At 66.5% G+C, this 19,967-nt stretch carries 14 protein-coding genes; 6 read left to right on the top strand and 8 right to left on the bottom strand.

Annotated elements, in window-relative coordinates:
* Positions 1–3 precede the first annotated feature (3 nt).
* The 5 genes from XarbCFBP7408_RS22665 to XarbCFBP7408_RS03945 form a co-directional block, all read right to left on the bottom strand.
* Positions 4–180: a hypothetical protein gene (locus XarbCFBP7408_RS22665; protein WP_181106207.1), complete on the bottom strand. Its 177-nt coding sequence runs from the start codon at positions 178–180 to the stop codon at positions 4–6.
* 281 nt (positions 181–461) lie between these two features.
* Positions 462–2,042 (bottom strand): DHA2 family efflux MFS transporter permease subunit, encoded by a 1,581-nt coding sequence (locus XarbCFBP7408_RS03960; RefSeq protein ID WP_104561576.1) that lies wholly within the window; start codon positions 2,040–2,042, stop codon positions 462–464.
* Positions 2,043–2,048: 6 nt separating this feature from the next.
* Complete coding sequence (locus tag XarbCFBP7408_RS03955; protein ID WP_104561574.1) at positions 2,049–3,242, bottom strand: efflux RND transporter periplasmic adaptor subunit; 1,194 nt, start codon at positions 3,240–3,242, stop codon at positions 2,049–2,051.
* Between the two features lie 10 nt (positions 3,243–3,252).
* A complete protein-coding gene (locus XarbCFBP7408_RS03950) occupies positions 3,253–4,740 on the bottom strand; it encodes an AdeC/AdeK/OprM family multidrug efflux complex outer membrane factor (protein WP_181106223.1) in 1,488 nt (495 codons plus the stop codon).
* A gap of 23 nt (positions 4,741–4,763) precedes the next feature.
* Positions 4,764–5,204, bottom strand: coding sequence for a MarR family winged helix-turn-helix transcriptional regulator (locus tag XarbCFBP7408_RS03945; RefSeq protein WP_016904051.1), 441 nt, complete (start codon positions 5,202–5,204; stop codon positions 4,764–4,766).
* A gap of 123 nt (positions 5,205–5,327) precedes the next feature.
* Here XarbCFBP7408_RS03945 and XarbCFBP7408_RS03940 point away from each other — a divergent pair, with 123 nt between their 5' ends.
* From XarbCFBP7408_RS03940 to XarbCFBP7408_RS03930, 3 genes are all read left to right on the top strand, one after another.
* Positions 5,328–6,179: an AraC family transcriptional regulator gene (locus tag XarbCFBP7408_RS03940; RefSeq protein ID WP_104561570.1), complete on the top strand. Its 852-nt coding sequence runs from the start codon at positions 5,328–5,330 to the stop codon at positions 6,177–6,179.
* Positions 6,180–6,239: 60 nt separating this feature from the next.
* Entirely contained in the window at positions 6,240–8,483 is a 2,244-nt protein-coding gene (parC, locus tag XarbCFBP7408_RS03935; protein ID WP_104561568.1) for a DNA topoisomerase IV subunit A, read from the top strand.
* Between the two features lie 481 nt (positions 8,484–8,964).
* Entirely contained in the window at positions 8,965–9,621 is a 657-nt protein-coding gene (locus tag XarbCFBP7408_RS03930) for a thiopurine S-methyltransferase (RefSeq protein WP_104561664.1), read from the top strand.
* A gap of 275 nt (positions 9,622–9,896) precedes the next feature.
* Here the strand turns inward: XarbCFBP7408_RS03930 and bfr are convergent, their stop codons facing one another.
* Positions 9,897–10,382 carry a bacterioferritin gene (gene bfr, locus XarbCFBP7408_RS03925; RefSeq protein ID WP_039511630.1) on the bottom strand — a complete coding sequence of 162 codons (486 nt, stop codon included), beginning with the start codon at positions 10,380–10,382 and terminating at the stop codon, positions 9,897–9,899.
* Between the two features lie 146 nt (positions 10,383–10,528).
* On the opposite strand from bfr, the gene XarbCFBP7408_RS03920 reads away from it, so the two are divergent.
* From XarbCFBP7408_RS03920 to hpaM, 3 genes are all read left to right on the top strand, one after another.
* On the top strand, positions 10,529–12,925 hold the full coding sequence (locus XarbCFBP7408_RS03920) for a penicillin acylase family protein (protein WP_181106205.1): 2,397 nt from the start codon (positions 10,529–10,531) through the stop codon (positions 12,923–12,925).
* A gap of 384 nt (positions 12,926–13,309) precedes the next feature.
* The gene (locus XarbCFBP7408_RS03915; protein WP_104561566.1) at positions 13,310–15,454 is read left to right on the top strand and encodes a TonB-dependent siderophore receptor; all 2,145 of its coding nucleotides are present in this window, start codon (positions 13,310–13,312) and stop codon (positions 15,452–15,454) included.
* Positions 15,455–15,694: 240 nt separating this feature from the next.
* Positions 15,695–16,744 carry a type III secretion-associated outer membrane-bound protein HpaM gene (gene hpaM / locus XarbCFBP7408_RS03910; RefSeq protein WP_181106203.1) on the top strand — a complete coding sequence of 350 codons (1,050 nt, stop codon included), beginning with the start codon at positions 15,695–15,697 and terminating at the stop codon, positions 16,742–16,744.
* A gap of 68 nt (positions 16,745–16,812) precedes the next feature.
* Here hpaM and asnB read toward each other — a convergent pair whose 3' ends face one another.
* Positions 16,813–18,507 (bottom strand): asparagine synthase B, encoded by a 1,695-nt coding sequence (gene asnB / locus XarbCFBP7408_RS03905; protein ID WP_104561562.1) that lies wholly within the window; start codon positions 18,505–18,507, stop codon positions 16,813–16,815.
* Between the two features lie 294 nt (positions 18,508–18,801).
* Positions 18,802–19,935: a succinyl-diaminopimelate desuccinylase gene (gene dapE, locus XarbCFBP7408_RS03900; protein ID WP_104561560.1), complete on the bottom strand. Its 1,134-nt coding sequence runs from the start codon at positions 19,933–19,935 to the stop codon at positions 18,802–18,804.
* Between the last annotated feature and the right edge of the window lie 32 nt (positions 19,936–19,967).

The following is a 19,967-nucleotide window of genomic DNA, read 5'->3' as shown; positions in this document are numbered from 1 at the left end:
GAATCATTGTTTCCCGGGCGGGGCGGCCATGTCCTTGATGCCCTGCCGGATGGTGCTCGAACGGGCGAGATCTCCGCTTGCCTCATACGCCTCGGCAAGGCTGTCCAGCGCATTGCGGGACGCCGGAAACAGCGACACATTGAGCGCGAACACACGAATCGCCGCATCTGCGTCGGTCAAGGCTGCAGTGCCCTCACCGCTCCAAACGGTTTGCTGGTTGCTTTGCAAGGCGCTACGCGCACCGACCATCCCGACTGGCTCTTGCCCGCCCACCGTCGCGGGACCTTACGCGGCATGGATGCCGTGTAAGCGCCTACAGGGACGTACTTGCGGCGTGTCCCGCGAGGGTGGGCGGGCAAGGGCCCTGCAGCCAAGTCGCAGATCACCCGCTCTGCACTAGACCGGCATGAGGTCGTTGTCTTAGCCGATGTTAGAGCGGCCAAACGCCTTGTCATCCGTGCTCAATGCCCGCCCGCCGCCGCTGCGCCGCCCGCGCCCGCACCGAACGGCGGTTTGGCCAGCCACAGGAAGAAGATGATCGCCAGGAAGGTCCAGCCGAGCAGGTAGAAGATGTCGTTGAAGCCCATCTGCGAGGCCTGGTGATTGATCATGTTGTTGAGCGAGGCCGCGCCGCGTTGCAGGTCGCCCTGCCCCATCGCGGTGACCTGCTCCTGCATGCCAGGGGTGTACACCGAGATGTGTTCGGTGATGTGCGCATGGTGCACCTGGGTGCGGCGTGCCCACAGATAGGTGGTCAACGATGCGGCAAAGCTGCCGCCCAGGGTACGCAGGAAGGTGGCCAGGCCGGAACCTGCGGCGATCTCACGCCCGTCCAGGTCCGAGAGCAGGATTTGCAGCATCGGCATGAAGAACAAGGCCACACCTACGCCCATCACCAATTGCACGGTGGCCACATGGCTGAAGTCCACCTGCAGGTTGAAGTTGGAGCGCAGGAAGCTGGTGAACGACAAAAAGATGAAGGCGACGGTGGCGAGCATGCGCAGGTCGAAACGCAGCGCGTACTTGCCCACGAACGGCGTCATCAAAACCGGCAGGATGCCGATCGGCGCGGTGGCAAGGCCGGCCCAGATCGCGGTGTAGCCCATGTCGCGTTGCAGCCATTGCGGGATCAGCAGGCTCACGCTGAAAAACGCCGCATAGGCCACCACCATCGCGAGCGTGCCGGCGCGGAAGTTGCGATGCCGGAACAGCTTGAGATCGACGATGGGATCCTTGTCGGTGAGTTCCCAGATCACGAACACCACCAGCGCCACGGCAGCGACGCAGGCCAGCACCACGATCTTGCCGGAAGAGAACCAGTCCTCGTCGTTGCCCAGGTCCAGCACCAGCTGCAGCGCACCCACGCCGACCACCAGCAGGATCAGGCCCATGTAGTCCATGCGCGGTGTTTCCAGCTGCTCGGGGCGATGGCGCAACTGCGAACCCACAATACTGCTGGCGATGATGCCCAACGGCACGTTGATCAGGAAGATCCATTCCCAGCTGTAGTTGTCGGTAATCCAGCCACCCAGGATCGGGCCGGCAATCGGCGCCACCACGGTGATCATCGCCAGCAAGGCAAGCGCCTGCCCGCGTTTTTCGCGCGGGTAGATCGACACCAGCAGGCTCTGGGTGATTGGGTACATCGGCCCGGCGACAAACCCCTGCAGCGCACGCGCCACCACCAGCATGCCCATGCTCTGGGCCAGACCGCACAGCAACGAGGCCACGGTGAAGGCCAGCGTCGACCACACGAACAACTTGGTCTCGCCGAAGCGGCGGCTCAGCCAGCCGGTCAGCGGCAGGGCGATCGCGGTGCTGACCGCGAACGAGGTGATGACCCAGGTGGCCTGCTGCGAGCTGGCGCCGAGATTGCCGGCGATGGTCGGCAACGAGACGTTGGCGATGGTGGTGTCCAGCACCTGCATGAACGAGGCCATGGCCAGGCCCACGGTGCACAGCGCCACGCTCGCCGGGCGAAAGCCGGCAGCGGGCGCAGGGGCCGAGGGACCGCCCGGCGCGGTGGGAGCTTGCGAAGACATGCTGGCTTAGCCCACCTTGGACGCAGCCTGCGCAGGCAGGTTGTCCTGGATGATGCGTTGGATGTCCGCGTCGGCGGCCTGCAACTGCTGCGCATACACGTCGGTGGAGAACACTGCGCCATTGGCGAACTTGGTCGGCAGCACGCTGCCCTGCTGTTCGTGCAGGTTGACGTCGACCTTCATCGACAAACCGATGCGCAGCGGATTGCCTGCCAGTTGCTTGGCATCCACCGCGATGCGCACCGGCACGCGCTGCACGATCTTGATCCAGTTGCCGCTGGCGTTTTGCGCAGGCAACAACGAGAACGCGCTGCCGGTGCCCAGGCCCAGGCTTTCGATGCGGCCGGTGTAGTCCACGCCGCCGCCGTACAGATCCGAATGCAGTTCCACTTCCTGGCCCAGGCGCATGTGCTTGAGCTGGGTTTCCTTGAAGTTGGCTTCCACCCACACCTGCTCCAGCGGCACCACTGCCATCAGCACGCTGCCGGGCTGCACACGCTGGCCCAGCTGCGCCGAGCGACGCGCCACGTAGCCGGACACCGGCGCGATGACACCGGTGCGCGCATGGTTGAGATAGGCCTGACGCAGCTGCGCGGCGGCAGTCTGCACGTCCGGCTGGTTGGCCACCGCACTGTCGTCCACCAGCGCGCGGTTGCGTTCGAAGCTCTCGCGCGAACCGCTCACCGCCGCTTCGGCCGCGGCCAGTTCCTCGCGGGCATGCGCCAGTTCTTCGTTGGAGATCGCGCCGCTGGCGGCCAGATCCTTGCGACGTGCGAAGTCGGCACGTGCGCTGCGCAAGCTCACCTCGCGCGAGGACAGTTCGGCCTGCGCGCCTTCCACGCTGCGGTACAGACCACGCACCTGGCGCACGGTCTTGGCCAGATTGGCCTCGGCCTGCTGCAATGCGACCGCGGTGTCAGCCGGGTCCAGCTGCACCAGCAACTGGCCGCGCTCCACGCGCATGCCGTCTTCGGCGCCGATGCTGACCACGGTGCCGCCGACCATCGGGGTGATCTGCACCTGGTTGCCCTGCACGTAGGCGTCGTCGGTGTCCTCGTGCCAGCGGCCGACCAGGAAGTACCACAGCACAAGACCGATGATCGCCAGGATCACCACAATGGCCACGATGCGCAGCGCCGCGCGGCGCTTGCTGGGCGCGGCCGGCGCAGGTTGGGAAGAAGTTGGAGTCGTCTGGCTCATCGTCGCTGTCTCAGGAATTCGGTTGTGCGGAAGTGGTCGCGGCGTGTGCGGTATCGCGCGCAGGTTCCGGCGTGAATCCGCCGCCCAGGGCACGCTGCAACCTCACCGAGGCCAACAGTTGTTGCGATTGCAGGCTGGCCATGCGCTGGCGTGCGGTGAGCAATTGCTCCTGCACGCTGAGCACTTCCAGGTAGCTGCCGATGCCGGCGCGGTAGCGCTGCTGCGCCAGTTCGAAGGCGGCGGTTACGGTCTGCACCGCGTCGTCCTGCGCGCGCGCACGCTGCTCCAGCGAACGCACGGCGTTGACCTGGTCGGCTACCTCGCGCAGGGCGTCGATCACTTTCTGGTTGTAATCGGCCACCGCCAGGTCGTATTGCGCATCGCTGCCGGCCAGATTGGCGCGCAGCTTGCCGCCATCGAAGATCGGCAGGCTCAGCGCCGGCGCAACCACGCCGAACACCGAGGCGCTTTCCAGGAACTGGCCGACATCGCGATTCACCACACCGCCCAGCGCCGTGATGTTGAAACTGGGGTAGAAGCGGGTCTTGGCGGCGGCGATATCCTGATCGGCGGCCTCCACACGCCAGCGCGCGGCGACCACGTCGGGGCGGCGGCCCAGCAGGTCGGCGGGCAGGTTGCTCGGCAGCTGCGCGGCGATGGCCGCCCCCAGCGTCGGGCGCGCGATCTCCAGCCCGCGATCCGGGCCCTGCCCGGCCAACGCGGCCAGCGCGTTGCGAGCCTCGTCGATCTGCTGCTGCGCGGACTGCAGCTGCTGCCGCGCCGACGGTACGCGGGCCTGCGCCTGGCGCACCTGCAACTCGCTGTCGATGCCGGCGCTGCGGCGTTGCCGGGTGAGCTCCAGGGTCTTCTGCACGCGGGTCAACTCATCGTTGGCCACGTCGTGCAGGCGCCATGCGTAGTCGAGCTGCGCATAGGCTTCGGCGATCGCCGCCGACAGGTTCAGGCGTGCCGCCTGTGCGTCCACCTCGGCCGCATGCGCCTGGTCCACCGCCGCTTCCCAGGTGGCGCGCTTGCCGCCCCACAGGTCCACGCCATAGCGGAAGTCCAGCACCAGCTGGCCGTTGCCACCGAACTTGCCGCCGCGCTCCTCGCCCACCATCGATTCGGGCAACTGCACGCCCGCATAGCCGCCGGACACCGACAGGCTGGGGCCGCGATCGGCCTGCGCGCTACCGATGCGTGCCTGCGCCTGACGCAGGCGCGCATCGGCCGCCGCCAGGCTGGGACTGTGCTGCAGGCCTTCGCCGATCAGCGCGTTCAATTGCGCATCGCCCAGGGCGCGCCACCAATCGCTGGCCGGCCAGGCGGCCGGGCTCAGGTTGGCCTGCGCGAGGGTGCGCTCGGCATGCAGCGCGCCCGGCTCCAGCATGGTGCCCTGCGGGGCAAGCCCACGGCTGCTGGCGCAGGCGGCCAGCGCCAGCGTCAGCGCAGTGAGGGCGAGCGGCCGCGCAAGCTGCGTGGACCGCAGGCGCAGCATCTGGATCGGGGAACTAGCAGCGTTCATGAGTTGAGTGCATCGCGGACACGGATGAGAAGAGAGGTGAGTTGCTCGCGCTCGGGCGGGGCCAGGTCGCGCAAGCCATGCTCGATGGCGCGCTCGCCGCGCAGCTTCAGGCGCTCCCACAGCGCCACGCCCTGTTCGGTCATGACGATCTGCAGCGCGCGCCGGTCCTGCGCATGTGGCTCGCGTCGCACCGCACCGAGCGCTTCGAGCTTGTCGAGCAGGCGGGTGACCGCGCTCGGGGTCTGGTCCAGCGCCAGCGCCAGCTCGTTGGCCGTGCAGGGCGAGCGCACTGCCAGGATCTTCAGGCCGACGTAGTGGCTGAAGCCGAAGTCCGGCAGCTCGCCCTTCATTTCGGCATCGAGCTGACGCATCAGCGCATCGCGCACCTGGCGCAACAGCAGGCCGAACGACGGCGAGGCGGTGGAGAGGTCATTCATGGCGGGCTATTTTCTTCTGAAAAATATATTTGTCAAAGCAAATATCTCTAAAGGGATTACATCGCCAGCAAGGATCGCCACCTTACGCGCCTGTGTCCATGGCCCGGTAATACAATTGCGCCAATGACTGTCGAAAACCCGCCAACCACGGTCGATGCCCTGCCACCCGGCGTGCGCGACAGCTTCGAGTGGGCCGACGGACCGGAGGTGATCGCGTTCCTGGCCGACCTGCGCGCGGTATGGGCGCCGGAAACGGTTCGGCATGCGCATGTCCGCGGGCAGCTGATGTATGTGGAGCACGGCGTGCTGACGGTGCACACCGAGCAGGGAAGCCTGTCGCTACCGCCGGGCTGCGCCGGCTGGATGCCGCCCGGCCAGCAGCACACCGTGGAACTGGCCGGGCCGCTGCGCGGCTGGGGCGTGGTGGTCCGGCCGGACGCCTGCGCCGCGTTGCCCGCGCAAGGCGGGGTGATCCGCCTGACCGGGCTCGCCCGCGAGGTGATCATGCGCGCGGCCGACTGGCCGCTGGGCCAGCCGCTCAACCCCGCCCGGCAACGCCTGGCCGCGGTGCTGCTGGACGAACTGCACCAGGTGCAGATCGACCACCTGCACCTGCCGATGCCGGCCGACCGGCGGCTGCTGCGCATCGCCCGGCAGTTGCTCGATACCCCGGCCGACCCGCGCCCGCTGGACGCCTGGGCCGACTGGGGCGGGCTGTCGGCGCGCAGCCTGAGTCGGCATTTCCGCAGCGAGACCGGGCTGAGTTTCGCGCAGTGGCGGCAGCAGGCCCGGCTGGCAGAGGCGCTGCGACGGCTCAGCCAGGGCAGGCCGGTCGCCCAGGTCGCCGACCAGCTCGGATACAGCAGCCCCAGCGCCTTCGTCAGTGTGTTCCACCGCCATTTCGGCGCTCCACCCACGCGTTATCTGGCCGGCACGCATGCGCGCGGCTTGGCATCCCCCGCCGCATCCGGATAATCGGCGCTCTTCGAGCGCGCGCCACGGCGCGGGCTCCTCTTTCGTAGGACCTGGCTTTACATGACCGATCTGACCCGCCCCACCTTCCACGGCTTCGAGCAGCTGCCGCTGCGCGAGTACGCCGAACGCGCTTATCTCGACTATTCGATGTACGTGGTGCTCGACCGCGCCCTGCCGTTCCTGGGTGACGGCCTGAAGCCGGTGCAGCGGCGCATCATCTTCGCGATGAGCGAGCTGGGCCTGAATGCCGCTGCCAAGCCGAAGAAATCCGCGCGCACCGTGGGTGATGTGATCGGTAAGTACCATCCGCACGGCGACAGCGCCTGCTACGAAGCACTGGTGCTGATGGCGCAGCCGTTCTCGTATCGCTACCCGCTGATCGAGGGCCAGGGCAACTTCGGCTCCACCGACGACCCCAAGTCGTTCGCGGCGATGCGCTACACCGAATCCAAGCTGACCCCGATCGCCGAGGTGCTGCTGGGCGAAATCGGCCAGGGCACCACCGATTGGGCGCCCAACTTCGACGGCACCCTGGAAGAGCCGACCTGGCTGCCGGCGCGCCTGCCGCACCTGCTGCTCAACGGCACCACCGGCATCGCGGTGGGCATGGCCACCGACGTGCCGCCGCATAACCTCAACGAGATCGTCAGCGCGCTGCTGCGCCTGCTCGACAACCCCGATGCCACGGTCGCCGAGCTGTGCGAACACGTGCTCGGCCCGGACTACCCGACCACCGCCGAGATCATCACCCCGGTGGCCGATCTGCGCGCAATCTACGAGACCGGCCACGGCAGTGCGCGCGCACGCGCCACCTACAAGAAAGAACACGCCAACATCGTCATCGATGCGTTGCCGTACCAGGTCTCGCCGTCCAAGGTGATCGAACAGATCGCCCAGCAGATGCGCGCCAAGAAGCTGCCATGGCTGGAAGACATCCGCGACGAGTCCGACCACACCAGCCCGGTGCGGGTGGTGCTGGTGCCGCGCTCCAACCGTGTCGATGCCGAGCAGCTGATGGGGCACCTGTTCGTCACTACCGACCTTGAGCGCAGCTACCGCGTCAATCTCAACGTGATCGGCCTGGATGGCCGCCCGCAGGTCAAGAACCTCAGGCATTTGCTGAGCGAGTGGCTGAGCTTCCGCAGCGACACCGTCACCCGCCGCCTCAACCATCGCCTGCAGAAGGTCGAGCGCCGCCTGCACCTGTTGGAAGGGTTATTGATCGCCTTCCTCAACCTGGACGAAGTGATCCGCATCGTCCGCAGCGAGGACGAACCCAAGCCGGTGCTGATCGCGCGCTTCGCGCTCAGCGAGGAACAGGCCGAATACATCCTGGAAACCAAGCTGCGTCAGCTGGCGCGCCTGGAAGAAATGAAGATCCGCGGCGAGCAGGAAGCCCTGGCCAAGGAACGCGCGCAGATCCTGGCCATCCTGGAAAGCAAGACCAAGCTGAAGAAGTTGATCAAGGACGAGCTGACCGCCGACGCCAAGAAGTTCGGCGACGCGCGTCGCTCGCCGCTGGTGCAGCGTGGCGCCGCGCAGGCGATCGACGAAACCGAGATGGTCGCCAGCGAACCGATGACCGTGGTGCTGTCGGAAAAGGGCTGGGTACGCGCGGCCAAGGGCCACGAGGTCGACCCGGCCGGCATGTCCTACCGCGAAGGCGACAGCCTGCTGGCGGCGGTGCGCAGCCGCAGCACCCATCAGGTGGCGTTCCTGGATTCGGAAGGCCGCGCCTATTCGACCGCCGTGCATACCCTGCCCTCGGCACGTGGCAATGGCGAACCGTTGACCGGACGTTTCTCGCCGGCCTCGGGCGCGGCGTTCCAGGTCATGGCCAGCGCCGACAACGCCACCCGCTTCGTGCTGGCGTCCTCGCACGGCTACGGCTTCGTCACCCGCTTCGAAAACCTCACCGGCCGCAACAAGGCCGGCAAGGCGATGCTCAACCTGACAACCGGCGCGCATGTGCTGACGCCTGCGCAGGTGACCAACCCGCAGAGCGACCGCATCGTCGCCGTTACCAGTGCCGGCAATCTGCTGGCGGTGACCGCCAGCGATGTGCCCGAGCTGGACAAGGGCAAAGGCAACAAGATCATCGACATCCCCAAGGCCAAGCTCGGCACCGAGCGCGTGGTCGCGGTGGTGGCGGTGGCTCCGGGCAACACGCTGCTGGTGCGCAGCGGTGCACGCACCATGAGCCTGTCGTTCAAGGATCTGGATACGTATGTGGGTGCACGTGCGAGTCGCGGGGCATTGTTGCCGCGAGGGTGGCAAAAGGTGGACGGGCTGGAAGTGCAGTAACGGTGATTCGCTGACGCACCGCGCAATGGCGCGTTTGCCGTGCGGTTTTGAGCGACCCACAAAACTACCGCCAGCTGGACGCTGCCGGCGTTAGGGCATCGTGCCCTCGGCCAGGTTGGCTTGCAACGGCGAGATCACGCTGAGGCTCAAGCTCTGCATCGCCTTGAGAGGTAATCGAACGGTGCGGATGCGTCGGCTGTAGAGCGAGAGACTGCGGCCTTGCTGCAGGGCCCTTGCCCGCCCACCATCGCAGGACACGCCGCAAGTACGTCCCTGTAGGCTCTTACGCGGCATCCATGCCGCGTAAGGTCCCGCGACGGTGGGCGGACAAGGACCGGTCAAGATGGTCGGTGTGAGTAGTTGTGCGCAGTGCATGTCGCACGGCGATGCGATGTGGTCTGAGCGGTTCCTTTCGATCTGCAGTGCCATTGCCATTGCCTGCATCACGTCACTCGTCAACGCAAACCGACAAGACAACATCATGGACACAGATTTCTGGCTGCAGCGTTGGCAGAACGGTCAGACCGGCTTCCATCAGGACCAGGTGATGCCGTTGCTGCAAAAGCACTGGCCGGCGTTGCAGCTGCCGAAGGCTGCCCGCGTGCTGGTGCCGTTATGCGGCAAGACGCTGGACCTGCACTGGTTGGCCGCACAAGGCCATCGCGTGCTGGGCGTGGAGATATCGCCGCTGGCGGTGACGCAATTCTTCGCTGATGCCGGCCTGCAACCGCAGCGCCACAGCAGCCGCGCGGGCGAGCACTTTATCGCCGGCCCGATCGAAATCATCTGCGGCGACGCGTTTGCACTGGAACCAAGCGTGCTGGCCGATTGCAGCGCCATCTACGACCGCGCCGCATTGATCGCCCTGCCGGCCAGCTTGCGCCAACAGTATCTGTACACCACTTACGCGCGCCTGCCTGCGGGATGCCGCGGGCTGTTGATCACCCTGGAATATCCGCAGGCCGAAAAGGCCGGGCCGCCGTTTTCGGTGGACGCTGCCGCGGTGCACGCACTGTTCGACACGCAATGGCAGGTACAGCAACTGGAACACCGCGACATCCTCGATCTGGAGCCGCGCTTCCGTGCCGACGGCGTCACTGCCCTGTTGACCGGCGTCTATCGCCTGCAACGCAACTGACGGTCGCGGGCGAACTTTGTGATCGGCGAGCGCTGCCGACGCCCCAGTCGGGCGCCGCAGGCGTCGCACAGGCAGCGCAGCGCGCGCCGCTCAGGACCGCGTGGCGTTGCGTCACGCCATGGCTCGCACAACAGCGCAAGCCGCCGAGCAACAGCGCCGCAGACCGCCGGCAGCTGACGCAGACCACGCAGCAAGGCAACGCACCGCGCGGCACCTGCCGATTGCAACCCTGCACTGCGCCTGCTCGGCGGCTGCGCAGTGCCCAGTCACCGGGCTCAGCCGGCGACGTGGCCCTTGTCGATCTTCGAGGTCTGATACAGCTCCAGGCCGATCCGCTTGATCAGGCCGAGCTGCTGCTCCAGCCACCAGGCGTGGTCTTCTTCGGTGTCCTGCAGCTGCTTGAGCAGGATGTCGCGGCTGACGTAATCGCCGTGCTCTTCGCACAGCTTCATGCCAGCGGCGAGATTGGCGCGCACTTCGTATTCCACCACCAGATCGCGCTCGAGCATCTCCACCACGGTCTTGCCTGGCGCAAACTCGGCCGGCCGCATGTCCGGGTCGCCTTCCAGGAACAGGATGCGCCGCAGCAGCGCATCGGCGTGCTCGGTCTCCTCTTCCATTTCGTGGTTGATGCGCTCGTACAGCGCCATCAGGCCCTGGTCCTCGTAACGGCGCGAGTGCAGGAAATACTGGTCGCGTGCCGCCAGCTCGCCGCGCAGCAGCTGCTTGAGGTAGTCGACGACTTCGGGATGGCCTTTCATGATGTGCTCCAGCGACGCAATGCGCGCATGGTGCCCTAAGCCGCGGCGCAATGATCTAATCGGAATCACTTTCAGTTGCGCTTGCGGCCAGACCCGCCATGGTCATGAGCGGCCGCCACACTGTGACCGAACTCAAGGACTCGACAATGCGCAAATGGCTGGGCCGGCTGCTGCTGGCAATCGTGGTGTTGATCGTGGCGGCCGTGCTGGCCGTGTATCTGCTGATGCGTGGCAGCCTGCCGCAGCTGGATGGCAACAGCGCACTGCAGGGCCTGGCGGCACCGGTCAGCGTGCAACGCGACCGGCGTGGCGTGGTCACCATCGATGCCACCAGCCAGGTCGATGCCATGCGCGCACTCGGCTATGTGCACGCGCAGGAGCGCTACTTCGAGATGGACCTGATGCGCCGCGCACCGGCCGGCGAGTTGTCCGAGCTGTTCGGCGCCGCAGCGCTGGACCTGGACAAACGCAATCGCGTGCACCGGCTGCGTGCCCGCGTGCATGCCAGCCTGGATGTCGCCGCCGGCAGCCAGCGCGCGGCGCTGCAGGCCTATACCGAGGGCGTCAATGCCGGGCTGGCTGCACTGCGCGTGCGCCCTTGGCCGTACCTGTTGCTGCGGCAGACACCGCGCGCGTGGACGCTGGACGACTCCATCCTCACCGGCATGGCGATGTATGCCGACCTGCAGGACAACGACAACCAGACCGAACTGGCAGCCGCCCGCATCCGTGCGGTGGTGCCGGCGGCGCTGGCGGCATTGCTCGACCATCAAGGCTCCAGCTGGGATGCCCCGCTGTTCGGCCCCGCGCACGGCGATGCCGTGCTGCCCGACGCCGCCGCCCTGGATCTGCGCCGCCTGCCGCATCCAGCCGCCCCCACCGGCGCCGAGCCGCCGACGCCGGGCAGCAACGACTTCGCCGTGGACGGCAGCCTCACCAGCGACGGCCGCGCCATCGTCGCCGACGACATGCACCTGGGCCTGCGCGCGCCCAACATCTGGTTCCGCGCACGCCTGCGTTACCCGGACACCAGTGCGCCCGACGGCAAGGTGGACGTCACCGGTTTCACCCTGCCCGGCTTGCCGGCGGTGGTGGTCGGCAGCAACGGGCATGTGGCCTGGGCCTTTACCAACAGCTACATCGACACCGCCGACTTTGCGCGGATTGCGCCGGCCACGCCGGGTCATCCGCAAGCGCTCACCACCCATGTCGAGACCATTCGCGTGGCCGGCGCCGCGCCGGTGCGCTTTGCGGTGCGCGAGAGCGCCTGGGGCCCGGTCCTGCACGACAACGCCGATGGCAGCCTGCTCGCGCTACGCTGGGCCGCGCAGCTGCCCGGCGCGATCCGGCTGGACTTTGCGCAGATGAGTACGGCGGCCGATGTGCAGGCCGCCTTTGCAGTGGCGGATCGCTCGGGCATTCCGGCACAGAACCTGTTGCTGGCCGATCGCAGCGGGCGCATCGCCTGGCGCTTGATCGGTGCGCGCCCGGTACGCAATGCCGTCTGTGGCCCGAGCGGCATCGCCGAACTGGCAAGCTCGGCGCAGGGTGCGGACGCGGCATCGCCTGCGGCAACGGCGGCGCCAGCGCCGGGCGGCTGCCTGCCCTGGCCGGTGCGCAGCGACGCTGCCCCGGCCCTGATCGATCCTCCCTCGCACCGGCTCTGGACCGCCAACAGCCGCGTCGTCGATGCGCAGCAGTTGACCACGCTCGGCAATGCCGGCTACGACCTGGGTGCGCGTGCGCAGCAGATCCGCGACGACTTGTTCGCCAGGCAGCGTTTCAACGAGCTGGACCTGCTCGCCATCCAGCTCGACGATCGCGCCGTGCTGCTCACGCGGTGGTGGCAGTTGTTGCGCAGCGTGGTCGAGCACAGCAAGGACCCGGCCTTGCAGCAGATCGAAGCCGCCACCCGGCAGTGGGACGGGCACGCATCCACCCGCTCGACCAGCTACCGCATCGTGCGCGGCTTTCGCGGCATGACCATCGACGCAGTGGAAGCCGGCCTGCTAGCGCCGGCAAAAGCCGCGCTTGGCAAGGACTTCCTGCCGCCGCGTCGCGCGCAGCTGGAAGGCATCGTCTGGCCGTTGCTGCAGCAGCGCCCGGCGCATCTGCTGCCGCCCGCCTATGCGAGCTGGGATCAGCTGCTTGCCGAGGCTGCACGCAATGCGCAGACCGATCTCGCTGCGCAGGACGGCGCCTTGAGCGAACGCACCTGGGGCGAACGCAACACCGCCGCCATCTGCCACCCGATCGCGCGGGCATTGCCTGCGTTCGCCAAGCGCTGGCTGTGCATGCCGCCCGACCAACTGCCCGGCGATCGCGACATGCCGCGCGTGCAAGGCCCGGCATTCGGCGCCTCCGAACGCATGGTGGTGTCGCCCGGCCACGAGCAGGATGGCATCGTGCACATGCCGGGCGGCCAGAGCGGACATCCCCTGTCGCCATTCTGGGGCGCAGGGCACGACGACTGGGTGCACGGCCGGCCGACCCCGTTCCTGCCGACCGCAACCCGCTATACGCTGCAACTGCAGCCGAAATAGGCGTGGTTATTGCTGTCTCGAGTGTCGACACAGGTTTCGACAGTCGACAGGGGTCTGGACAAACGCAAAAACGTCATTGAGCTGTTCTGGTCACGCCTCTGCCGGCAACAGCGCGCGCCAGATACCGGGCAAGCCCCTCTCCGGTGGGAAAAGGGCAGCGCTCTTGAGCAAACCCCTCTCCCGCCGGGAGAGGGGTTGGGGTGAGGGCACCTTCTCCCGGTGGGAGAAGGGATGCTCCGCGCTTCTGCACTTCTGCACTTCCGCGCTTCTGCACTTCCGCACTTCTGCGCTTCTGCACAGCAACGAAGCCCGTCCACCGATCGGCCCAATCAAGCGAGCACAACATGCTAAGATGCATTTGATAACCATTCCCATTAGTGAACAATGCGCCCCACGCTCCTTGTCACCGCACTCGCCGCCGCCTTGGCTTTGCCCTCGCCCCGCGCCTTCGCCCAACACCACACCAGCACCTCGGCAACCGTCACCGACCTCGATGGCGTCGACGTCGTCGGCCGTGCGCAGACGCTGTACAAATCCGACGATGCGGCGGTGGCCACACGCACCGATACGCCGTTGTCGCTGGTGCCGCAGTCGGTGCAGGTGCTGCCACGCGAACTGATCGACGACCAGGCCGCGCGCCAGATCACCGATCTGTATCGCAGCATCAGCGGCATCAGTTTCTTCAGCTATGCCGGCGTCACCCTGCGCGGCTTCCGCCAGGAAAACGTGCTGTACGACGGATTGCGTGGCGACCCGTATGCCGGCTTCTCGGTGCCGCAGCTGTTCAATATCGAACGCGTGGAAGTGCTCAAGGGCCCGGCCGGTGCGTTGTACGGCGGCGGCGAACCCGGTGGCGTCATCAATTACGTCACCCGCAAGCCCGGCCATCAGGCCGCGCGTCGGGTGGAGCTGCAGGTGGGCAATCAATCCTTCGGTGCGGCCTCGTTCGAGGCCACCGGGCCGGTACGCGACGACGGGCGCATTCGCTACCGCATCGGCGCCTATGCCGATGGCGAAGATGGCTTTCGCCGCAATACCGATAGCCAGAGCCAGATCGGCGATGCGTCGGTGGCGTTCGACATCGGCCAGACCGGCGAGCTCACGCTGCAGTACACCGACATCACCCAGAACCTGGGCGGCAATCGCCTGCGCGGCGTGCCGGTGGACGACGACGGCAACTTCCTCACCGACCGTCGCTGGAATCACAACGAGCCCACCGATTTCCTCGACATGCGCGCCAAGGTGGCGTTCGCGCAGTACCGCTTTGCACCATCGGATGCGTGGGATGTGGACATGGCGGTGCGCTGGTTCAAGAACGACGAGCATCAGATCTATCACGAGCCGATGGGCCTGATCGATCGCGATGGCGACGGCACCGCCGAATGGATGACGCGGCAGCTGCGCAACCAGTTCCGCGACAACGATGCGATCTCCAGCAACGTCAACGCGGTGTTCCGCACCCGCATCGGCAGGATCGAGCACAAGCTGCTGATGGGCGCGGACTACTACCGGCTGGATGCGGATTTCCGCGCGCAGACCGCCAACACCGCAGACACCGGCCGCGTGCGTGGGCCGGTCCCGGGCATCGATCTGTTCAACCCGGTGTACGGCCGCAGCGGCTTTTACGACTACGGCCTGGACAGCCTGCCCTGGCGCGCCACCAGTACACGCAGCCAGCGCTACGGCGCGTATCTGCAGGACGAACTCACGCTGACGCCGCGCTGGTTTGCGATGGCCGGACTGCGTTGGGACGGCTTCAAGGACGACAACCGCCTGGACGGCTCGCGCGTCACCGGCAACGATCTCAGTTGGCGTGTGGGCAGCACCGTCGTGCTGCGCGATGGCATCAACGCGTACGCGAGTTATGCCAGCGGCTTCCTGCCGCAGGATGCGGCCAATCAGGACAGCAGCGTCGGCGGGCCGTTCGATCCCGAGCGCAGCACGCAGTGGGAAGTGGGCCTGAAGACCGCGCTCAACGATGGCGGGCTGACGCTCAACACCGCGCTGTATCGCATCGAACGCAGCAATATCGTGCAGGCCAACGGCAGTATCGTCGATGGCGTCAATCAGCTCTCCGCGCTCGGCCTGGTGCGCAGCGAAGGCCTGGAAGTGGATCTGCTGGCCGACCTCACCGAACGCTGGGTGCTCAACCTGACCTACGCCTACAACGATGCACGCGTGCTCGATGCGGGCACCAACGGCATCACCAATGCGTCCGGCGACCGCTTCGCCAATGCACCGCGCAACACCTTCGGCCTGTGGACGCGCTACGACCTGCCGGCCTGGAACTCGGCGATTGCCTTCGGTGCCGACTACGTGGGCGAGCGGGTCAGCCTGGAAGGCCAGCGCGTCAAGCCGTACGCCATCTTCGACATCAGCTGGCAGACGCAGTGGGATGCCTGGAAACTGCAGGTCAACGTCAAGAACCTGTTCGACAAGGTCTATGCCGCCAGCGGATTCACCGAACGCACCGGGCACTTTCCCGGTGAACCGCGCCGCATTTACGCGCAGCTGGCCTACAGTTTTTGAGCGAGGCGAACGGGCGCCTGCCCACGCCTTGGGCGATGCTGCAACTGTGACGCTGGTCGGCCAAAGCGGCCGCTGCACGCACGGTTGCGGCCTCGACCACGGCCGTGCAATGAACCTGCGCCGAATCAGGCGGGCCGCAATCGGCCAGACGTTAACGTCCGGTGGGACACACTAGAGGCCGTCGCGATCTGCAACGTGTTTGCGCACGATCGCCCTCCTCCCCCACTGACCGGAATCCGCATGCCTCAGCTTGCCCGCTCCGTTTCCGCCCTGTTGCCCCTGCTCGTTGCGACTGCCTGCTCGGCAGCGCCGCCCGCCAAATCCGGCCCACCGGAGGCGCCGGTCGCCGCCTGCACCGCCAAGGTGCGCCCCGGGCAGGATCTGCAGAAAGCCATCGACAAGCTCCCGCAAGGCGATGCGCCTGCGGTGTTGTGCCTGGAAAAAGGCGAATTTCCGCTCAACGGCCTGGTCTCGATCCAGCGCGGCAATCTCGTCTTGCGCGGCAAGGGCCCGACCACGGTGCTGCGCATGGCCGATGGCGTGCAGCAACCGGCGCTGGTGGTCGGCGACTACGAAAACCAGCAGCCGACCGGCGTGATCCGCAATGTCAGCATCGAAGACATGCAGATCGTCGCCAGCACCGGCGACAAGGAATTCATGCCCGAGCGTCCATACCTGAGCAATAGCGCGGTGGTGGTGCGTTCCGGCCAGGGCATCCGGCTGGCCGGCCTGCAGGTCAACAAGTGCCGCAGCGCCTGCCTGCTGAGCGAGTACGACACCCGCGAGATCACCATCGAAAACAACGATGTGTCCGGCGCGATCTGGGATGGGGTGTCGTTCAATCGCACCGCCAAGGTCACCATGGTCAACAACTACATCCACGACAACGTGGCCGCAGGGCTGACCACCGAGCATCTGGAAGACAGCGAGATCCGCAACAACCGCTTCGAGCGCAACGGCAGCCAGGGCATCTATCTGTCCGACGCGCGCCGCAACCGCTTCAGCAACAATCAGTTCGACGGCAACAAGGTCGCCGGCGTGTTCCTGGCCTGCGCGATCCGCTACCGCACGCCGGAAATCCTGTGCTGGGACAACAGCATGAGCCAGGACAACGTGTTCGAGAACAACCGCTTCTCCAATACACCGTTCACCTACACCATCGGTGTGGACCGCGCCGCCAACTGCACCGCGGCCGACTTCAAGCCGAATGTGTGGCGCAACAACCAGGCCGACGTGGCCGGCGTGGATATCGAGCCGCAACGCTACGGATACTGCGTGCGCCACGAGTGATCGCAGCAGCGGCCGGCAGCGCGTGAGCGCATGCCGGCCGCTGGAGTTTCAACGCCGATGCAGCAACGTCACGACGCCAACGCCTGTTCGTGAACGCCGGCAATCGCACGCCCGGACGGGTCGGCCATCGCGGCGAAACTGGCATCCCAGGCGATCGCGGTCGGCGACGAGCAGGCGATCGACTTGCCACCCGGCACCGTCTCCGCAGCCGCCTGGCTGGGGAAGAACTGCTCGAACAGCGTGCGGTAGAAATAGGCTTCCTTGGTCTGCGGCGGATTGACCGGAAAGCGCTTGGCGGCGGCAGCCAGTTCGCGGTCGCTGACATGCGCGGCGGCGTGCGCCTTGAGTCCATCGATCCAGCCATAGCCCACGCCATCGCTGAACTGCTCTTTCTGCCGCCACAGGATCGATTCGGGCAGATAGCCGGCAAACGCTTCGCGCAACACGCCCTTTTCCATCCGCGCAGCGCCGCTGCTGGTCTTGTCGATCATCTTGAAACTGGCGTCCATGCGCATGGCCACGTCCAGGAATTCGCGATCCAGGAACGGCACGCGCGGCTCCACGCCCCAGGCCATCATCGACTTGTTGGCACGCAGGCAATCGTAGTTGTTGAGCGCATCCAGCTTGCGTACCAGTTCCTCGTGGAATTCGCGTGCGTTGGGTGCCTTGTGGAAATACAGGTAGCCGCCGAAGATTTCGTCGCTGCCTTCGCCCGACAGCACCATCTTCACGCCCATCGCCTTGATGCGTCGCGCCAGCAGGAACATCGGCGTGGACGCGCGAATGGTGGTGACGTCGTAGGTCTCGATATGGCGGATGACCTCCGGCAGCGCATCCAGGCCCTCCTCGAAGCTGTACTCGAAGCCGTGATGCACGGTGCCCAGCGCGGCGGCGGCGACTTCGGCCGCGGCCAGGTCCGGCGAGCCTTTCAAGCCGATCGCGAACGAATGCAGGCGCGGCCACCAGGCTTCGGTGGTGTCGTTCTCCTCGATGCGATGGCGTGCGTAGCGCGCGGCAACGGCGGCGACCAGCGACGAATCCAGACCGCCAGACAGCAATACGCCGTACGGCACGTCGGTCATCAACTGGCGATGCACCGCACGCTCGAACGCCTCGCGCAATTCCTGCAACTGCACCTGCACGCCTTCCACCTCGGCGTATTCGCGCCAGGAGCGCTCGTAGTAACGACTCAGTGCACCGGTGGCGCTGTCGTACCAGTGGCCGGGCGGGAACTGCGCCGCATCGGCGCAATCGTCCACCAGCGACTTCAGTTCCGAAGCCACCCGCAGCCGGCCTTCGCGATCGTGGCCCCAGTACAGCGGCACCACGCCGATCGGGTCGCGCGCGATGATCACCCGCCCAGCGGCCTTGTCCCATAACGCGAACGCAAAGATGCCGTTGAGGCGGTTGAGGTAGGAGGCCGGCGCATCCTCGCGGTACAGCGCATTGATCACCTCGCAATCGGAGCCGGTCTGGAAGGCGTATGCCTGCACCAGCTCCTGCTTGAGCTCGCGATGGTTGTAGATCTCGCCATTCACCGCGAGCGCAAGCGCGCCATCTTCTGACAACAAGGGCTGCGAGCCGCCGGCCGGGTCGACGATGGCCAGGCGCTCGTGCACCAGGATCGCACCGGCGTCGACATACACGCCGCTCCAGTCCGGGCCACGGTGACGTTGCCGCTGCGAACATTCCAGCGCCTGCCGGCGCAATGCCTGCAGATCGTCACCGGGTTGCAGACCGAAAATACCGAAGATGGAACACATGGAAACACTCCTGGATGAAACTGCGGGGGTTGGCGGCCGGTGGCAAGCGTGCTGCACGAGAATGACACCCATAAAAAAACCCGCATCGGCCGATGCGGGTTTTCTGATTCCTGGGCGTTTGGTTTTACTTCGCCTAGTCGCAGACCCGCATCGGCCGCGCACGATTGTTCGCGCGCAGAGTGTTGCGGTTGGCGTTATTGAGGTTGGCGAGCTGGAAGACCATGTGACCGACGCTAACCGTTCGTTTTCGATGGCGCAACTGTTTCAGCGGCAACGACGGCGGCAACTGCTCCGTCAATCGACCAGCAGCCGCTCGATCAGCGTGCGATACAACGCCGGCAGCGCTTCCAGATCGGCCACGCGCACATGCTCGTCGACCTGATGGATGCTGGCGTTGACCGGGCCAACTTCGATGCATTGCGCACCCAGCGGCGCGATGAAGCGCGCATCGGAGGTGCCGCCGCCGGTGCTTTCCTCAGGCGGCGCGCCGGCGAACTGGCCCAGTACCTCGCGTGCGACGCTGCGCAGGCGCCCTTCCGGGGTGTAGAACGGCTCGCCGCTGCGATGCCAGCGCAGCGCATGGTCCAGCCCGTGGCGATCCAGCACTGCGGCGATTTCCGCTTCCAGCCGCGGCGCATCCCACAGCGGGGTGTAGCGCAGATTGAAGGCCACCTGCAGCTCGCCCGGAATCACGTTATTGGCGCCGGTGCCGGCATGGATGTTCGACACCTGCAGGCTGGTCGGCGGAAAACTCTCGAAACCCTCGTCCCACTGCCGCGCCACCAGCTCGGCCAGTGCCGGCGCTGCCAGATGGATCGGATTGCGCGCCTTGTGCGGATACGCCACATGCCCCTGCACGCCTTTCACCGTCAGCGTGCCGGACAGGCTGCCGCGGCGGCCCACGCGCAGCAGGTCGCCCAGCCGTTCGGTGGACGACGGCTCGCCGGTGATGCACCAGTCGATCGCCTGCCCGCGCGCACGGAACAGCTCGGCCACGCGCCGCACGCCATCGATGGCATCGCCTTCTTCATCGGAGGTCAGCAACACCGCCAGCGTGCCGGCATGCTGCCGATGGGCGGCGACGAACTGTTCGGCAGCGATCACGAAGGCGGCCACGCTGCCCTTCATGTCGGCCGTGCCGCGTCCGTACAGCACACCATCGCGGATCTGCGGATCGAATGGATCGCTGGTCCAGGCCTCGCGCGGTCCCGGCGGCACCACATCGGTGTGGCCGAGCAGCACCAGCACCGGCGCACCGCTGCCATGGGTGGCCCACAGATTGTCGACCTGGCCCAGGCGCAGGTGCTCGCAAGCGAATCCGGCGGCCTCCAGGCGCTGCGCAAGCAGCGCCTGGCAGCCGGCATCGTCCGGTGTCACCGAGGCGCGTGCGATCAGCTCGCAGGTCAGTTGCAGTACGTCGCTGGTCATGTTCGTCCTTCCGGTAAAGATGCACCTGGGCC

Origin of the sequence: Xanthomonas arboricola pv. guizotiae (assembly GCF_002940205.1) — a bacterium.
Lineage (GTDB): Bacteria > Pseudomonadota > Gammaproteobacteria > Xanthomonadales > Xanthomonadaceae > Xanthomonas > Xanthomonas arboricola_C.
Note: the sequence above shows the minus strand (reverse complement) of the source record. Positions and strands in the feature narration are given on the sequence as shown.